Genomic DNA, 18,677 nt, shown 5'->3' with positions numbered 1-18,677 from the left:
GTTTTCCCGTATGGTCGATATCAAAATATGAAAGCACACTCGGGATTAGAGTCGCTATTCGCAGACTCTGTTCGCGATTAAGGAGCAAATGAATACCAACAAGCCTTTAAAGCGCAGCATCCTGCTGGCCTTTGCACTCCCAGGAGTCATGCAAGGCTTTACGCACGCGCCAGAAGCGCAGGTGCAAGGCATCTATGCGGCGCATGCGGGAATATCACTGGTCGCTCTGGCTTCCGTGCTTTTGCTAACGCGTCTGTTTGACGGCCTCACCTATCCATTGATTGGTTATCTGACGGACAGAACGTTTCGCAATACAGGTAGTCGCAAACCTTGGATTCTCGCTGGCACCGTCGTCACCGTGATTGGCTTGTGGTTTTTGTATCGCCCACCAGCGAACGTTACCGTCACCTACTACGGCATTTGGATGGCAGTGACTTACGTCGGCTGGAAACTAACCGAGATTCCGTACATCGCATGGAGCTTTGGTTTATCGCGCGACTATGTAGAACGTGCGCGCATACAAATGTGGCGCGGAATCGCGATGCTAACCGGCGGATTGGTTTTCTTTCTGGTGCCGTTTATCACCAAAAGTCTGGGCATAACGCCAACCACCGAACTCAACTTTCAGACGCTAGCGTTTACAGCGCTGGTCATCGTCGTCTGCGTTCCTGCGATGAACCTCTACGCGCTCGCCACAGTGCCCGATGGTGAAGCTGCCCCGCCACAAATCAAGAAGCCACGCCAAAGCTTGCGCGAGCTGGTCATGATGATTGCGCGCAACGGTCCGCTGATGCGACTGCTACTTGCTGTCTTCCCTGCCTCGATGGTAGCCAGCATGTCGGCAAGTACGTCTTATCTCTTCGTGACCAGCTATCTCGGCCTCGGCAAGCACTATGCGGCGATCATGTTGATCGTTATGCCCTTCTCATTGCTGAGCCTGCCGTTCTGGGGCTGGATGTGTCTGCGTTTTGAGCGCCATCGCGTCGCAGCGATTGCACTCGTAATTACAGCCTGCGCTTCTGCTGGCATGGGCTTTATTCCAGTGGGCGAAACGGGTCTGATCCCGATGATGATCCTGAATCCGATCAGCATTTTCTGCATCACGGCCCTCGTGGTAGCAATTCCGGCCATGATTGGAGATGCCTCAGACCATGGACGCCTGCAATCTGGCGAGGATCAGTCCGGCATTTATTCCGCGGTTTATTCCTTCATGATTAAATCAATCCACGGGATTGGCGCAGCAGCAGGTTTGGCGCTAGCAGGCTGGATCGGCTTTGATGCCACGGCCACACATCAGACCCCAGAAGGCGCTTTCGCAATCAGATTAGTCACTGCGTGGCTGCCTTTATTTGGGGCCGTAATTTCTGCTTTCCTCATTTGGACATTTCCGATCACACGCGCAAAGCAAGCGGAGACTCAAGCAGCCCTAAAAGCACTTGATGAGAAAGCCGCAAGCGCTGTCTGAACGAACCATTACAAAAGCTGTATGAACGAGGCTAATGTGGAAAGCTCCATCACGAACACTATCTCCATGGCGATCGCTATTTTCGACAAGCTGCTTGAAGCGCTGAATAGCAAGGACGCGCCTGGTTATGTCATCGGCGTCGCCAAAGATAATCAAACGATTTACAGAAGAGCGACTGGTCTAGCCAGCCTCGAATTCGCTGTTGCCAACACGCCTGAAACGCGGATGCGCATCGGCTCGACCACCAAGCAATTCACCGCGGTGTCGATCATGTTGCTGGTAGAAGAAGGCAAGCTGGATCTTGATGCACCGGTCAGCACTTACCTCACCGATCTGAAGGGCCCGAACGGTAAACCTACGCTGCGCCAATTGATCGGCCACACCAGCGGCGTGCGTGATGCGTTGGAGAGCACGGCGTTCTTCCTCACCGAAGGACTGTTCCCGCAAATCCCTGCAGGCCTCACACACAAATGGTCGTCTGAATTCACCAGCTCAAATTTTGAACCCGGCGAACGCTGGAACTACAGCAACTACGGATACATGATGCTGTCGTTGGTGGTTGAAAAAGTTTCTGGGCTTTCGTTTGCCGCATTCCTCAAAGAGCGTCTGTTCACACCGCTGGGCATGGTTGATTCAGAGATGGTGCCTAACGATATGGACCTCTCACTGGGTCTGGCGGCTTCGCATATTCGCCAGCCTAATGGCGTTTATAAGCGCGGCATTTATCCCTGTGAAGAACTGACTGGCGGTGGCGGCATCGTCTCCACTATCGATGACATGCTGCGTTGGATGGTGCATCTGCGTAAGCCTGATCGCGTTGGCACTCCTGCCATGTGGGCAGAGATGGCGCGCTTACCAAAGTTCAACAATGGCGTAGAGCACAACTATTGCTTCGGCTTGAAGCGACAGTTGCATCGCGGCGTGAAGATTATTCATCACGCAGGCAGCACCATTGGTTCCACCTGCATGATGATGACGTTTCCCGATCATGCTTTGGACATCATCGTGATGGCCAATCGCTCGGACAGTGATCCTGCCGGTATCAGTTTGAAAATTGCTGAGGGTTTGTTGGGCTCGGCTCTGCAAGCACCGACAGTCGCGGCGAAGTCCACCGGACGCGAAGCACTCGCAGGACACTACTGTTCCCCAACAACGAAACTGGTCTTTGGCATCAAGGCCCACGAAGAGAAACTTGCGTTCTCATTGATCGGCACGCCTGAGGGCTTCTTAAAGGATCAAGGTGACGGTCTTCTGGGCAGCGATTCGACCTCTGGCGAATTCACGTTGCGCTATGACTTGCCTGAAACTGGCAAGCGCATTGAACAGATCGAATTCGAAAACTGCGGCATCAAGGAAACATTGATTCACCTTCCTGATGTTGCACCTACTGCTCAAGACTTGGCCGCTGATCTGATTGGAACCTATGTACTGGCCGACTTTAATCAGCCAGTAGAAGTGATCATTGATGAAGGCAAGCTCTATATTGACCTGCACTCGCGCTACGCCCCTTGCCGTATGCCTCTCGAAGCACTTTCCAGCGACGCCTTTATTTTCACAGCGGCATTAGGTGGACGTCCTTTTCATGGAACCATCGTTATCGAAAGAGATGGGAAGAAATCGACCGGCTTTTTCCTCAGCACTTCCCGCACCAGAAATCTATATTTCTCGCGTAGCAAATGAGCCGCATGAAAACCAACACCATCAATAAGCGTCTGGACGAAATCTTTCAGCCCTGGAATAAAAGTGATGCGCCAGGATTAATCGTTGGCGTTGCATCAAAAGGACAAGCGATTTATCGCCGTGGCTTTGGTCTTGCCAGCATCGAGCACGCCACCGCCAACACGCCGCAGACGCGTATGCGTATCGGCTCGACGAGCAAGCACTTCACCTCACTCGCAGCGCTGTTGCTCGCTGAACAAGGCAAGCTCGATATCGACGCAGCCGTGCGAACCTATTTGCCTGAGCTGAAGGGTGTAGCAGGCGATGCAACGCTGCGCGAAATGATGTTGCACACCAGCGGCCTGCGCGATCCTTACGATCTGCCTTCGCTTCTATTGCACCGCGGCTATCCGCATATGGTGAGTGATGGCGCGGGGCTGGAATTGAGCCAGCGCTTTACCAGCAAAAACTATGAGCCGGGCGAGCGCATGGTTTACTGCAACAACGGTTATCACCTGCTATCAAAAGTAGTTGAACGCGTCAGCGGTGAATCGCTTGGAGTTTTCTTGAAGAAGCACATTCTGGATCCGCTCAATATGGCGGATACGGAACTGTTGCCGAGCGACCTTCGAATCACGCCCGGCATCGCGACGCTTCATTTGCCACAGCCTGACGGTAGTTATGTACGCGGCATTTATCCGAGTGCTGAATTGCTCGGCTCCGGCGGCATGGTCTCAAGCATTGACGACATGCTGAAGTGGCTGGCTCATCTTCGCGGCGAAAAGAAAGTCGGCAGCAAACGCAGCTGGAAACAAATGCTTGAAAAGCCGCGCTACACCAGTGGCGCAACAGGCGACTATTGCTTGGGTCTCACGCGTGAGTTCTATCGCGGCGTTGAAATCATTCATCACGCTGGCGCTGTTCTCGGCGGCACCTGCCAGATGCTCACCGTGCCCGAGCACGCACTCGACATCATCATCATGTGCAATCGCATGGACGGCAGCGCGCCCGCATTGGCGTTGAAAGTCATTGATGCCGTGCTTGATAAATCTGCATTGGAAGCGCCGAACAATCCCCTGCCCGCGAAGAAATGGAAAGCGCTGCACGGCTACTGGTATTCATCGCGTTCGCATCGCGTCTTCGGCGTGCAAGCGCATCCGCAAGCAGGTAATCCGGAGCCCGTACTGGCACTGTCAATTCACAATGCCGTCAGCGGCGTATTGAAGAAATCAGGCAACCGATTGGCGATCAACAACCCGGGCCACGGCGTTGTAGAACTGCATTTACCTAAGACGCTTAGCAAGAATCTCAAGACGCTGGACTTCAGCGACAGCGGCCACCGCGAACGTTGCGTGCGTCTGCCGCAGAAAGTCGCAAATGCACAGCAAGTTTTTAAAGGCTTGATTGGCCGCTATCGCTACGACGAACTCGATACAGAAGTCGCGATCACTTTGGAAGACGGCACGTTCTATCTCGATCTGTTGCCGATCTACGGTAAATGCCGCTTCAAACTTGAAGCATGGTCTGACGAAGTCTTAGGCGGCAGCCTAGTCGGCACGTCATTCATTCCCTTGCCAGCAAATCTAACGTTGGCGATTGAACGCAAGGCTGGAAAAGTAACCGGCCTCTGGCTCAACAATCTGCGTACGCGCAATCTGTGGCTGGAACGTTGCGGCTAGTGTGCAGTGAGTGGAGCGTTAAACATACAAACGGCTTTCGCTGAAATATTTATTGAGACCGATTTGTGCCAGGAGCAGACGTGCGCCAATGCGGTTAGTTCACAGATCGAAACCGCGAATACAGATGAACAAGCGCCTCTTGGTTACCCTCGCAAACCTAACAAGCCTCGCAATGGGCGATAAAAACCGTACTAACGCCCGTCACTGACTTTAAGGGAGCGTGACGCTACTTCCTCCGGGCCCCATTGGTCTTTAAGTGCCTTGAGGTAGTCAAAAGCCGCAGCGACACGCGGCGCAACCTCCGACTTCTGCAATGTCGCTGCGCTTGCGCCGACGAGCTTCAATTGCTGCCGCCAAGCATCAACCTTGGCCCCCTCGGAATTCAGGTTGACGGGCAGCAACTTTATGTGGGCTTGGTTCCAGCCCATGCCGACATCGAACTCCGCGGCATATTCTTTGCCGGCCTCTACCGTGGCCTTGAGAACCGACAGGCGCTCCGAAAACCCGATGAACGTGTGCGTACCCGGGTCAACCCGCACCTGCACGTACTGGTTGCCGAGCAGACTGCCTGCGTAGCCGGCCTCGCTCCATATCGTGAACGGGACCTGTGCAATCAGCTTGGCCGGCCGGTAGAACGTAATCACAGCGCTCTGCGCATCGACGTGCAACGGTTCGGCGCTGGTGTCAGTCAGCCCTAGGTCCAGTAGCTCGGGATTAAGCAGCAGATTATCGTAGGCGTCGTTGGGGCGCGGTTCCTTAAGAGGCGCGCTCGTGGTGGTCTCCATCACCATCGAGATGCCCAGATCGCGCGGCACTTCTTTGAGAGCGCCTGTCGCATAGTCAACGGCGGCGAAGACCGTCTGGCCGCCCCGATTATCGACTGTCATATATGCAAAGCCGGCCTTGCCCTGCACAAAGTTGACACTGTTCAATCCCGCTTTAGTTTTGAGCAGCACATGCGAGCCACTCGCCAAGTCAGCGACGACCTGGTCGTTGACCGCCACCCACATACCACGCCCGCTGCCTTGAAACGCGCTGCCGCGGATTAGGTAAAGCTGCGTTTCTTGGGCCGATGGCGCAGGCGGAGCTTTGTATCGGGCAACCATCTCTGGCTTGACGTTGTAATGCGTACTACATGCGCCGAGCATCGACGCGACAAGCAGGCCGGTGGTCCGTAGCAACTTTGAGTGCATGTGTTTTCTACTCCCGTGTTGTGTCTAAAACCACAAAAACAGGTGGTTTCTTCATGCAGATTTAAGGCCCAACGCTCAAGTTATCTGAATACCTTGTCTAAGAGATTTTCATCAATCATCTCGATCGCTCGCTCGATAGTTGGAGCCGGTGCCAACTGGTTCCAGCTCCATTTAATAACGGCAATTAATTGCTGCCTTGCGGCGGATTTATTCAGCGGCATCATTTTTAAAGCCGTGATTTCTTATGGTTGTTTTTGAACTATCGCCGGATTAGACCGCAAATTCAATGTCCTTTCTTGAAAATGAAATTGCGAAGCCTGACCGGCGGCTATGGGCTGGCCCTAGTCGTCGAGTTAGTGTCAATGGAAGTCGTTTGGGGGAGACTTTAAAGGTAGGTGAAAACAGTTAGAGCATGCTTTCCCGGCGAAGGTAGAATGCTCGCCCGGTCTAAATGCTGTTCAGGTTAATAATGTCACTGTTCTCGCGCCTCTTTCGCAAAACGCCATCGCTCCCTACTCCGGCGCCAACGCCTCAATCGGCGCCATCTGAAAAAATCAGCGCAGCTGAGCGCGCAAGGGCTGCTGTTGAGGAAGACAGAGCTTTGCAGTCAGCCATTGATGGCGGAGACATGCAGGCGGTGATGCGACTGGTTGTTGCGGGGACATCGACCCGAGTTCGCCAAGCGGCGGCCCGGACGATCGAAGATCCGGAAATTCTGCGACAGCTCATCCGCGATATCCGCGGTGGCAATGACAAAAGTGTCTACAAGATTCTGACGGCCAAGCGCGATGCCCAGCTTGAGCAGGCCCGCAAGCTGGAGGAGTTGCAGGTCGAGATCAATGCAGCCGCGGAAGCCCTTGAGCGCCACAGCCAACGCGCTTACGACGCCTTGTACAGCCGGCGACTGGATCAGTTCGAGCGTCGCTGGGAAGCGTTGGCTGCTCAGGCTGATCCAGCGCTGCGCGACAAAGTTCAGCAGTGGATCGACCGCTCACGCGAGATCGGTGCAGAACCTTTGCGCCAAGCGGCGGCGCAGGCTGCACGTGAGCTGGCGGTCGCCAATGCGGCTGCAGAAAAACAGCGCCTGCGCGAAGAACAGCAGGCGCAGACATCCGTCGCCGTCGCAGAGCCGGTACAGCTTGTCGAGCAGCAGAAGCCAGTGCTGACTGAAGAGCAGCAGGCTGAACAAAAAATCGTTCGCGAAATCGGTGGGTTGATTCGCAAGGCACGTGAAGCGCTCAGCGCTGGTAGCACCTCTCACGCATCCGGGCTTCGACGCACGATTGAAGAGAAGCTGGCAGGCGCTCCGCCCGCGTCAGCCAATCTGGCCAGCCAGCTAGAACAACTTGACCAGCAGCTCACCGAGTTGAAGGACTGGAAGAGTTTTTCAGTCGCGCCGAAGCGCGCAGAGCTGATCGCGGAAATGGAGTTGCTCGTCGAGGCGACGCTCGATCCTCTGGCGCTCGCCGAAAGAATCAAGAGCTTGCAGGATGAGTGGCGCATTCTCAGCAAGGGCGCCAGCGAAGGGCCGGAAGAAGATTGGCAACGCTTCCAAGCAGCATCCAAGAAAGCGTATGAGCCATGCAGCGAATATTTTGCGGCTCAGGCGCTTGTCCGTAAGGAAAACCTTCAGCGCCGCGATGCCTTGCTTACCGGCTTGCTTGCGTTTGAGGCGGGACAAAACTGGGAGCAGCCTGACTGGCAGTCCGTCATCAAGGCCCTACGCGAGACGAAACAGGAATGGCGCAACTGCTCGCCAGTGGAGCGGCAGGCCGGCAAACAGCAACAAGAAAAGTTTGATGCACTCGCTGCGAGCCTGCAGGGTCGACTGGATGCTGAGTACACGCGCAACCAGCAAACGAAAGAGTCGCTGATCGAACGTGCTAGTCAGGCGCTCGCCAGCAACGACGGTCGCAAGGCCATCGATGCCATCAAGGATTTGCAGCAGAAGTGGAAGATCGTGGGTCCGCTGCCACGCGAGATTGATCAACGCCTGTGGACAGAATTCCGCCAGCATTGCGATGCCGTGTTCCAGAAGCGCGAGCAGGAGTCCGCCGCCTTCACCGCCGGACTCGAGGAAAACCAGAAACAGGCGATTGCCCTGTGTGAGCAGATCGAGACCATCGCTGCGCTTGAGGGGCCGGAGTTGTTGGCGAGTGCGGCAACGCTGGCCACATTGCGGAGTTCTTTCGAGGCACTCGGCGAGTTTCCGCGCGCGAATACGCGTGAGCTGCGCAACCGATTTGATAAGGGTCTGGAACGTTGCGAAAAATCATTCGCGCGCCAACGTGTACGCGACGCCGAGCGTAGCTGGAGCGATCTGTTCGAAGCCGCCAACCATGTGCGTGCTTATAAGCTTGCAGTGGCTCGCGGTGTGGACGCAGAGCAGATCGACACTTTGAAAGCAGCTGCCGAAAGCTACATTGCATCCGTCCAAAAATGGCCAAAGAGCGGACTCGACACGATCAAGAAGGCGCTCGCTAACGAACACTCAGCAGATCTCGCAGCGAATGAAGAAGCGCTGAAGCTGCTCTGCATCCGGGCTGAAATGCTGACGGACATGCCAACGCCGCCGGAAGATCAACCGTTGCGTCGCGAGTATCAGTTAAAACGTTTGGTGCAGAACATGGGCCAAGGCGTCAAAACTGATGCGGTGCAATTAGACGCGATGGAGATCGAGTGGATCGGTGTTGGCCCCGTCGATGAGGCGGTATACCAGCCGCTACTGCAGAGATTCCGTCGCTGCCGCGAGCGGGATAACGCCAAGGCTTAATCGCTCGATTGGAGAGCGCTATAAATCGAAGGGATGAGGCCGCTTAATTTCGCTAGCCGTAGCCCGGGTGCAACCCGGGGCTTTTTTATGACAGAGCATCCCGGGTTTCACCCGGGCTACGTGGCCGATTTCACATCGTTTCCTTAGCGGGAAGCCAAGCTGCGTAAGAAAGTCAGGATGTGATTCGCGACGGTTACAGCGTGCTTCTCTTCACTGACCAAGGTGCTGTGATTGGCACCTGCAACAACAACCTGTCCGCTCAGCGCAGGCGCTTTAACCATCAACGCATCATGAAGGATTCGCACTTCTGCGAGCGTCGCTGCTTGTGATGCTTTCGGCGCACTCCCAGCAAGGATCGCCCAGCTCGGATGCGTGAGTTCTTCGGCAAGAGTTGCAACATCCGCTTGAACGGTTGTAATCGCAAGCAACTCTTCCTTCACATTCGGGATGAATGTAGGTGAAGAAAATTTTGTGATGTAACCCTCGAAGCGTTCGCGCTCGATCTTCTTGCCGCTCAGATACCAAAACGCTTTCGCCAATCCAGAACGTGCAGCCCAGTGCAACATATGCATCGTGCGAAACGCGCGGTTGTAATCTGATTTCTTGATGACGTGCTTCGTGGGTGTGGCATCCAGCAAAACGATGCCAGCGACCTGATCTGGATATTTCGCGGCATAGTGACGCGCATAGAGCCCGCCCAAGGAATAGCCCACGAGAACGAAAGGTTTTTTGATTGGCAATTGTTCGACGAGTTTGGCTAGGCGTTGCGTGTTGGCGACTGCACTACGTCCGAAATCATCGCGCGGACTCGTGCCGGAACCCGCACGGTCGTAAGTGAAAACTCGACCATGCGCGGCAAGCACCGGCTCAATCAGACTCCAATCAGCGGTACTGCCACCACCACCATGCTCCATCAACACATCAGGTAATTCTCCTGCGGTTCCGGCACTTCTGTAGTGCAAGGAGCTCTGACCAAGATTGACGATTTCTTCGTGAATTGCGGGTGAGGACATGGCTTAAAATTTCGCAGAAAGGTTCAGTCGGAAACTACGCGGCTGTGTGAATACATACGGACGCGGCGTGACGATGGCCGACAACTCTGGGCTGCCAGGAACCGTGCCTGAACCGCCGAGTGCGGAAGTGGCTGCACTGGTGCCGGTCAGATTGTTGATTGAAAGGCTCATGCTGGGAACGAAGGAAAGATCAGCGCGGGTCACAGAAAAGCTGAGGTTCAACAAGTTATAGCCGCCCACTTCAACGTCGTGAACAATGTTGTTCCAAGCCTTACCTTGATAGGTGTGCTGCAGTGCAGTCTGCGTTTGCCACTCGCCTATGCCAAAGCCATAGCTGATCGTATTCGAAGCTTGGATTTTGGGTGAGCTCGGCAACGCGGTGCCCGGCTGAACCACAGTACCGCTCACATCCGTAAAGGGCTTCGAAGTCTCGCTGACGATATACGACGCGGCCGATTCCAGCTTTAGCCCAGAAATTGGCGTGAGATAAGTGATAGTGGTTTCGCCACCGATGTTGCGAGCGCCACCGACGTTGTCGGTATAACCACTCGTTTCATTCTTAACCTGATTGACCTGCGGATTTTTCCAGATCACGTAGAGCGCGGTGAAATCGAAACGGAGCGTGCTGTCCATCCAATCGGTGCGCACACCCAATTCATGATTCCAAAGCGTGCTTGATTTAAATTTCGGCGGGACCGAGCCAAGCGTGCCGACGTTAAAGCCGCCGTACTGGAATCCTCGCGACACGGTGCCGTAAAACATGATGTCATCGGTGAAGTGCCAGGTTGCAGCAACCTTTGGACTAAAGCCCTTGCCGACTGACTCAAGCGTTTGCGAACTACCCGATTCCCCGTTAAGGCCACCGACCACAGAAAGTAAGCCTGTCTTTACGGCGGTGCCCGAGACGCCAGCTTCATAAACTCTTGCACCAAGGGTGAAGGTCCAGTCATCACCGACCTTACGTGACACTTCGCCGAATACAGCTTTCTCGCTCGCTTTGATTGGGTGGAAACCGGCTTTGGTTGCGATGATGCCGTTCGGGGTATAGAGACCTGCCAGCAGCTCTGGCGGAACAAGATTGAGCAAATTTGCGATGAGCGGGAGCGCGGGATATGCGTAGAGGATCGTGTCCATATCCGCTTTGTAGGTGCTGTAAAACACGCCACCCATCCAAGTCCATGGGCCGTCGCCTGGCGACACCAATCTGAGTTCCTGCAGATATCCGCTGGTTTTAACATCTCTCGTCGCATGCAGAGTGCGTATACCCGCCTGCGCTAGCGGCAGCACAAGATAAGAGGTGTCCGCGTCGTTGAAACTGTTCTTGGTCTGGTAGCTCGTAATCGATACCAACGTGGCCCAGTCGAAGTTGTAGCGCACATCGAGGTTGGCAAGGCTGTAGCCATTGCGAACCAGCGACGGAGCAACAGCGTCATCACGTACGAAGACGCCTTTGTCGTTGGTGATGTAACCCAACTCATCCGCATTGCGCTGCCCTCTTACGTACCAGAGATTGACTGCGAGATCTTCGGTCGGCTGCCACAAAGCCATGGCGCGACCGGTGCGTGTATAGCCATCATCGGCATCAACTTTCTTGTAAGCCGGATTGTCGATGTCGAGCAGGCCGGGCTTGTGCTGCCATGTACCGGCAAAGCGCATGGCGACCTTTTCGCCGACCGGAATATTCAGTACGCCAGCAAAGCTGGGTTCAGTGCCGCCGTCAGTCACGTGTACCCAGTCAGCAGAAACTCGCCCACCCCAACGACCTAGCTCAGGACTGTTGGGCACATAGCGAATCAAGCCAGCCAATGAAGTCGCGCCGAACAAGGTGCCCTGCGGACCTTTCAATACTTCTACGGTGCTCAGATCCCATGGATCTGGATCCGCAATCGTGTACGAACCATAAGGATCGGACATCGGCACGTCGCCATAGACAATGCCGACGGTCTGGTTGGTTCCGGTATCTGGGCCTACGCCGCGAACGCTGAGCTTTCTTTGAATGCCCGCGATTTCGTCTTGGCTGTTGATGCCGGGCACGGATTGGATAAAGTCTTTGAGTTCGTGCGCACCCATCTCTTCCAACTTATCGCCGGTCAGTACAGCGATGCTGGCGGGAATTTCTCGCACCAATTGTGGGCGCTTGGTTGCAGTCACCACGATTTCTTCAAGGTGCGTTGGCGCTTCACGGATGGCTTGCGTCTCGGCCCCCGATTCTTCTTTCTTGAATGCGACCGGAATCAGTGCGTAGCTCGCGTCCGAATTTGGTGCAGCGTCTGCTGGCGTTGCTGATGGCGACTCGGCTCCAGCGTTGATTGCAGCATTGTCTGTCGATGATGCAGGTGTTGCCGCAGCTGGAGTATCACTAGCGGTATTGGTCTCTGACGAGGCTGCTGGCGTGGCATCAGTAGAAGCAGCTGCGGGAGCTGATGCGGGCTCTGCTGACTGAGTTGCCAGTAGCGCGTCGAGGTCCATATCGATACTTGAGCTGTCTGTCGACGATGGTGCCGCAGGAGCTGGAGTTGAAGCATCGGCCGGCGACGAGGTCGCTGGCGTGGGCTCGGCAGATGATGGCTGCTGAGCCGAAGCGGCTGCGGCTGTTAACAAACAGGCCACACTCATAGACGTGAATACAATTTTCCCTAGCACCGCGCATTCCCCTAGTGTCGTGAATCCCCGGTGTTACCCGGAGCAGCGAACTCACTGCGAGATTTGAATGTATCTATCAGGGCTGGAATCCACTATCCAAGGAAACACCAGAAAACCACAGGCCAATATTAAACACTGGCTTCGTTATTTTTTAGATATTCAGTGGGAAAAATGCAGAAAAACCTATGTGGGGAGTGGCTTTATACCGGGGCGATCTACTGAGACGAGCGTCTAAAACCTCGGGATTCCCTAATATTTCTGTCGCTTCTGACTCCGCTGCAACAGACGCGCGAATCGAGGGAAATCGAGTCCATGTTCTATTTGAAGCTGGTTCGCGCGCGACCGGATCTTGTCCCAGTCAGGAGAAAAATCTGCGTCCTTAAACGCGAACACAACTCGATTGGCGCTGCCGTTAACATCCGCAACCAGGAGCTTGTTAGAAAACACCTCAGCAAGAAGCGCCAAGTGCGCGGCCAGCTGATCGCCTTTGCCAATCAGGTTTAAAGCCAGCACGCCATGAGGGCGAAGTCTTGCGTACAGGTTTTGATAGAAGGAAGTGCACTTAAACGTTGGTGCAATACCAATTTTGTCGCAGCCATCAAGCAAGACGACATCCGCGTAAGCGTCTTCTGTCGCGAAGTAATCAGCGGCGTCTGCATGCACAACGTTCATTCGCGAATCCTGCCGAGGCAGTCCGAACAAATCACTTAAGGCAATTACATCCGCATTCACTTCAACCGTGGTGATGCGTGTAGATGGCAATTGCCGGTAAGCAAACTTAGTCAGTCCCCCGCCACCCAATCCAACGATGATGATGTGTCTGGGCTTGGCGGAGAATAAAAGGAAAGCCATCATCTTGCGTGCATACGCAGAGATGAGTTCATTCGGCTTGTCCATATTCATTTCGCTTTGTGCAAAGCGAAAATCGAAATGAAGACGTCTTGTGATGCCATCGTCAACGACAAATGGCTTGGCGTAGTTTCCACCCAGCAATCGTTTCACCAGATCATTGCGATCTGCAGATGCCGGTTCTTTCAGCCAAATAACGCCGTGCTGGTCAACAAGATCACCTGGGATTGAGCACCAGGTGTCTTTATTGTTGACCGCAGCTTCTTCGAGTTTCGCAGACCATGGCAAGCAATGATTTGGAGCATTGCTGTCACTGGCCCACGAAACGCTATCGCTCATTCGTCGAGGAACGAACGCAAGTGTGTCGCGCGCAATGGGTGACGCAGTTTGCGGAGCGCTTTGCTCTCGATCTGACGAATGCGCTCACGGGTGACCTGGAATTGTTTTCCAACTTCTTCCAGCGTGTGCTCAGTATTCATATCAATACCAAAACGCATACGCAGCACTTGCGCCTCACGCGGCGTCAGGCTTGCGAGAATCTGGTTGGTCGCTTCAGACAACGATTGCAGAATCGCGGTTTCCTGTGGGGATTCCGATAATTCGTCAGCAACAAAATCGCCGACCTGTGAATCGCCTTCGTTACCAACTGGTGTTTCCAGCGAGATAGGTTCCTTGGCGATTTTCAGCACCTGGAAAACTTTCTCTTCTGAAAGCTCCATCTTCACGGCCAGCTCTTCCAACGTTGGTTCGCGGCCCACTTCCTGCAGCATCTGGCGCGAAATGCGGTTGAGCTTGTTGATCGTTTCGATCATGTGCACAGGAATACGGATCGTACGTGCCTGATCGGCAATCGAACGCGTGATGGCCTGACGGATCCACCACGTGGCGTACGTCGAGAATTTGAAGCCGCGACGATATTCAAATTTGTCGGCCGCTTTCATCAAACCGATATTGCCTTCCTGAATCAGATCGAGGAACTGCAGACCACGGTTGGTGTACTTCTTCGCAATCGAAATCACGAGACGAAGGTTGGCTTCCACCATTTCCTTCTTCGCGCGGCGAGCCTTGGCTTCGCCCACATTCATGCGGCGATTGATGTCCTTGATCTCATCGAGATGCAGCAGGCTATCGCTTTCCTTCTGACGCAGCGTCGCCTGGAGCGCAAAGATTTCTTCCTTGCGCATGTTCAACTCGGAGGAATACTTACGCTTGCCGCGGATGGCTTTCATCACCCACTCTTCGTCGGTCGCCCCGCCCTCTTTGTACATGCGCAGAAATTCGTCGCGCGCCATGCCTGCGTCGACCAAGCAGATGTGCATGATCGCCTTTTCGGTTTCGCGGATTTCAGTCGCCTTGCCGCGCAAGTTCTTGGTGATCTCGTCGACCATCTTTGGCGACAGTTTGAACGTGATGACCAGTTCGCAAACGGCGGCACGCTTCTGCTGTGTCTTCTTGTTGGCGCTGCCGAGCTTCAACAGGGCATCGCAAGCTTCGTCATAAAGCGACTGCAGCTCAGCAAATTTCTCTCCGATCAGAACCAGATCAGGACCGGTGTCGGCGACTTCTTCGACGACGTCGGCGGCGTCATCACTTATTTCGGCTTCATTGACTGGCTCAGGAGCTGGCGCAGGCAGTGCGATCTCGGCGTTGAGGTCGAGGAAGCCGGTAATGATTTCGGCAACACCTTTCTTGCCCGCTTTGTAGGCCTCGAAAGATTCGAGCAGGATGGCAATCGTTTCTGGGTACAGCGCCATTGCGTACATGGCTTCGCTGAGGCCTTCTTCGATGCGCTTGGCGATGCGGATTTCGCCCTCGCGATTGAGCAGTTCAGCACCGCCCATTTCGCGCATGTAGATACGCACAGGATCGGTCGTACGGCCGAACTTGTCGTTAACCGTCGCATTGGCGACGACTTCTTCGGCGGCTTCTTCTTCTTCTTCCGCGGAGGCGACTACAGCAGGCTCAGCAAAAAACTGGGCTTCTTCGTTGGTCGGGGCTTCTTCGTGAACCGGAATGCCCATCGCGTGGATCATGCCGATGATGTCTTCGATCTGCTCGGAATCGACGATTTCGGGCAGGTGGTCAGCGACCTCGGCATAGGTCAGAAAATTCTTGTCCTTGCCTAAAGCAATTAGGGTTTTGATTTTGGACTGCTGATCGGAAACATTCATCGACTATCTCTCGTGCATTCTTAAACACTGCGGTACGGCCACTGACATCCTTAAAAGCTCTGTGAACTGAGCTCTCAGGCGTAAGAAAATATCTTCAACTGGCGAAGGGCCGGATAAACACGGGCCCCTCACAAACAATAGTGACGACGCACCTATAGGGCGCTGCTCGACATTGACACTGGCCCAGAATCGTTGCGGTCTGGTTTTCCGACTTGGTTAGCGCGAGTGCGCGTGATGCATGGAGCCGAGACAAACAGCTCGACAGGGCGCTACGGTCGGTGGAAAAGCTGGGCGCGACACTCATCGTGTGCCGCTAGGGTTAATCTGTGGGTTCTACGCCGAAGTTCAAGCGAAGATTGCGTGAGTCGATGAGAAGGTCACGCGGTCAGTAATTATACATTAAGCCGGACTTCTAAGCGGCGCTCCCGCGTACGTAAGAGCCGGGGCAAGGCTCCAAAACTCAAATCAAGCGCAGATCACGCGCTTTGACCAAGGCCCCGGAGCGGTTTTTGGCGCCCAACTTCCCGTAAATATTGTGTAAATGCCAGCGCAGGGTGCCTTCCGAGATAAAGATGGACTCGGCGATTTCCTTATTGCTCATGCCAGATTCCAGGCGCTTGAGAATGTTGATCTCACGCCGGGTCAGCTCGCCAAACTCGGCTCCGGCCGAGCTCGAAACCTCGGCCACCTTGGCCGTGGCCTGTGCGGTTTTGTTGATTGAACGCAGCAGGCGGCGGACGATTGGCATCGTTTCCGGATAGTCCGCTTCTGCCCTGCTCATCATCTCCAGGACCACGCCAAGCTCTCGGCTCTCATCAAGATAGGTCCGCAGATATTGGCGCGGCGCTGCGATTTGTAGCGCTTCGTTCATGCAGCTGAGCGCCTTGGGCATTTCATTATTGAGCTTGTAGGCAACCGCTTTGAGGCCCAGCAGCTCCGCCCACCGGTGATAAAGACCGAGCTCCGCGGAATGTTGTATCGCGGGCTCCAGTGCCTCTAAAACCTTTGCCGGGTCTTTGCGGACATTGATACGCAAAGCGACACGCGATGCCTTGTCGGTGATTAAACCGGATACAGGGTCAGCCGTCGTCGGCAACAGAATGCCCCGGCTCATCGCCAGCTCTTGCGCTTCTTCGTAACGCTCTTCGCGGCCCAACCAAGTGCACTCTTCGGTCGCCAAAGTGATCACAACACGTTGTAGCTCACGACGCGCACCGAGGGCTTGACCCTCATGCAAAATGGCATAAGCGGAGGCGTAATCGCGACTTAAGAATTTCAATCTTGCTTGCGTCAAATACGCCAGGATCATCGCATCGGCAGGTCCGTAGTCCTGCACGCTGCGCATGGATTGTTCGATATGTGTTTGCGCCTGATCGGCTTCATCAAACTCATAGGCCACCGCGGCCAAGATGGTGTGCAACAAGCTGGAATGCGCGCGATGACCATTGAGATGCTGATCAATCAGCTCCAAACCCGCCAAACAAACCTGTCTTGCTTCGCGATAAGCGCCGCGTTTTAAATGCAGCAGCGCTTCAACATAGATGCCCCAAGCCAGCCCGTAATGTCCCTCGCCCTGCTCGTGCCAGCGACGACCTTGAGCGGCTATCGCCAATCCAGCGGGAATATCACTCGTTGTCTTATATCCAAACGCCAAGACATTGGAGATGTGGCCTTTCTGCACGGCAGGCGCATCGGGCCAGCGTTTAATCCACGCCAATGCCGCGTCTCGCGCCGCAATGCCTTCATCACGCAGACCGTGCGAAATGGCCACCTGCAGTTCAGTGGCGCTGCGTATGCCATCAATCGCCTCTTGATCCGGCTGCGGTGCTTTCTCCAAGCGTGCAAGAATTTTTCTAAGGCGGTGCAGCTGGGCTTCAACCTCTGCCTGTCGAGGATAAAACGCTAACGCAAAAGCGTAGTTGATACGGATAGTTGGAAAGCGATCAACCCATTCTTCCGGCAACTCTTGCATCCAGTGCATCAAAGTTTGGTGATAGCCGCGGCGATAGATCAGTTCTTCAACAGACTGAGCGACCCACTCAGTGGCGTCTTCCCAGTCACGGGCGCGGATGGCGCCGTTGATGGCTTCTTCGACATGACCCTGCTCGTAAAACCAACGTGCGCCTTCAATTTGAATTTCGCGACAGCGCTCTGGCTCATTTCGCCGGAAGTGTTCACGGAAGAAGTGACCCACCAAGTGATGAAAGCGAAACCACTCGCCGTGGCGATCCAAGGGAATTAAAAATAGATTGCGCGCTTGTAGCTCTTCGAGCAATCGCGTGGCGTCGGTAACGCCGGTGACTTTAGCGGCGAGTGCTGCATTGACGCGATCAAACTGCGCGATGCGTTCAACGAAACCACGCATGCGCTCATTGAGGCCGCTCAACACCACCTCGCCCAAGTAATCGACCATGCTGCGATCAGTACCGGTGAAGCGCGCGATCAATTCATCGCGATGTGTCTGGCTACTCAATGCCGCAGCAACGAGTTCAAGCGCAGCGGCCCAGCCCTCGGTCTTATCCATTAGCTGCTGCACTTCTGCAGGGTCTAGCGAATCGCCCAAGCGAATCGCCAAAAACTGTGAAGCTTCGTCCAGACTAAATTCCAACTCACGCACGCCAATTTCAATCAGTTTGCGACGAACACGCAAACCACTGAGCGGCAAATTGAGCGCCAAACGACTACCGAGCACGTATTGAAAGAGACGCGGCGAGTAGTTGATCAGCCAGTGAACGATCTCTAGAACTTCTGGGTGCGTGACGGAATGCAGATCATCAAGAAACAACACGGTTCTTGTTTCGACGCGGCCCAAGTCTGCGGCCAGCGATTCCAGCAAAGGTTTGATGCCGCCAGTGGGTGCGCCGACCAACTGCGCCAGCACGTCGCGACCAATTTCGCGGCGAATACTTTGGAAAGCGGCAACCAAGTGGCGAAGGAAGCGCGCCGGATCGTTGTCTTCTTCGTCCACCGACAGCCATGCACAAGCAACATCTGGCGAGCGTAGAACTTCGTGCCAGCGCGCCATCATTGTGGATTTACCATAACCCGCCGGTGCACAGATCACAGCCACGCTGGCCACGCCGTCGATCAACTCACGAGGAGGATCAAGCTTGGGCCGCGCTAATAGCTGACCAGTACCGACGCCGGGATAAAGCTTGGCTTCTACGACACTAGCTGTCCGCACCCGTGGGGTCGGCATTGGTGATGATTTCCGCTCTGTTCTATTTGTAGA

The 18,677-nt window shown here is 54.7% G+C and carries 10 protein-coding genes; 4 read left to right on the top strand and 6 right to left on the bottom strand.

Annotated features, from left to right (window positions below; translation table 11 throughout):
- The first annotated feature begins 88 nt into the window (after positions 1-88).
- From CJD38_RS02985 to CJD38_RS02975, 3 genes are all read left to right on the top strand, one after another.
- Positions 89-1,465, top strand: a complete 1,377-nt coding sequence (locus CJD38_RS02985) for an MFS transporter (protein ID WP_107938793.1) — start codon at positions 89-91, stop codon at positions 1,463-1,465.
- A gap of 66 nt (positions 1,466-1,531) precedes the next feature.
- A complete protein-coding gene (locus tag CJD38_RS02980) occupies positions 1,532-3,145 on the top strand; it encodes a serine hydrolase domain-containing protein (RefSeq protein ID WP_161554144.1) in 1,614 nt (537 codons plus the stop codon).
- Between the two features lie 5 nt (positions 3,146-3,150).
- Positions 3,151-4,803 (top strand): serine hydrolase domain-containing protein, encoded by a 1,653-nt coding sequence (locus CJD38_RS02975; RefSeq protein ID WP_161554143.1) that lies wholly within the window; start codon positions 3,151-3,153, stop codon positions 4,801-4,803.
- 191 nt (positions 4,804-4,994) lie between these two features.
- Here CJD38_RS02975 and CJD38_RS02970 read toward each other — a convergent pair whose 3' ends face one another.
- The gene (locus CJD38_RS02970) at positions 4,995-5,996 is read right to left on the bottom strand and encodes a hypothetical protein (RefSeq protein WP_107938790.1); all 1,002 of its coding nucleotides are present in this window, start codon (positions 5,994-5,996) and stop codon (positions 4,995-4,997) included.
- 601 nt (positions 5,997-6,597) lie between these two features.
- On the opposite strand from CJD38_RS02970, the gene CJD38_RS02965 reads away from it, so the two are divergent.
- Positions 6,598-8,769 (top strand): DUF349 domain-containing protein, encoded by a 2,172-nt coding sequence (locus CJD38_RS02965; RefSeq protein WP_161554142.1) that lies wholly within the window; start codon positions 6,598-6,600, stop codon positions 8,767-8,769.
- A 143-nt stretch (positions 8,770-8,912) separates the two neighbouring features.
- Here the strand turns inward: CJD38_RS02965 and CJD38_RS02960 are convergent, their stop codons facing one another.
- The 5 genes from CJD38_RS02960 to CJD38_RS02940 all read right to left on the bottom strand — a co-directional run bounded on the left by CJD38_RS02960 (position 8,913) and on the right by CJD38_RS02940 (position 18,644).
- Positions 8,913-9,782, bottom strand: a complete 870-nt coding sequence (locus CJD38_RS02960; protein WP_107938788.1) for an alpha/beta fold hydrolase — start codon at positions 9,780-9,782, stop codon at positions 8,913-8,915.
- A gap of 3 nt (positions 9,783-9,785) precedes the next feature.
- The gene (locus CJD38_RS02955) at positions 9,786-12,383 is read right to left on the bottom strand and encodes a TonB-dependent receptor domain-containing protein (protein WP_161554141.1); all 2,598 of its coding nucleotides are present in this window, start codon (positions 12,381-12,383) and stop codon (positions 9,786-9,788) included.
- 291 nt (positions 12,384-12,674) lie between these two features.
- The gene (locus tag CJD38_RS02950) at positions 12,675-13,613 is read right to left on the bottom strand and encodes a spermine/spermidine synthase domain-containing protein (protein ID WP_107938786.1); all 939 of its coding nucleotides are present in this window, start codon (positions 13,611-13,613) and stop codon (positions 12,675-12,677) included.
- Positions 13,610-15,445 (bottom strand): RNA polymerase sigma factor RpoD, encoded by a 1,836-nt coding sequence (gene rpoD, locus CJD38_RS02945; RefSeq protein ID WP_107938785.1) that lies wholly within the window; start codon positions 15,443-15,445, stop codon positions 13,610-13,612. Before rpoD ends, CJD38_RS02950 begins: the two co-directional genes overlap by 4 nt.
- Before the next feature lie 460 nt (positions 15,446-15,905).
- Positions 15,906-18,644, bottom strand: a complete 2,739-nt coding sequence (locus tag CJD38_RS02940) for a winged helix-turn-helix domain-containing protein (RefSeq protein WP_107938784.1) — start codon at positions 18,642-18,644, stop codon at positions 15,906-15,908.
- Between the last annotated feature and the right edge of the window lie 33 nt (positions 18,645-18,677).

This window comes from Stenotrophobium rhamnosiphilum, from assembly GCF_003052265.1.
GTDB classification, from domain to species: domain Bacteria; phylum Pseudomonadota; class Gammaproteobacteria; order Nevskiales; family Nevskiaceae; genus Stenotrophobium; species Stenotrophobium rhamnosiphilum.
Note: the sequence above shows the minus strand (reverse complement) of the source record. Positions and strands in the feature narration are given on the sequence as shown.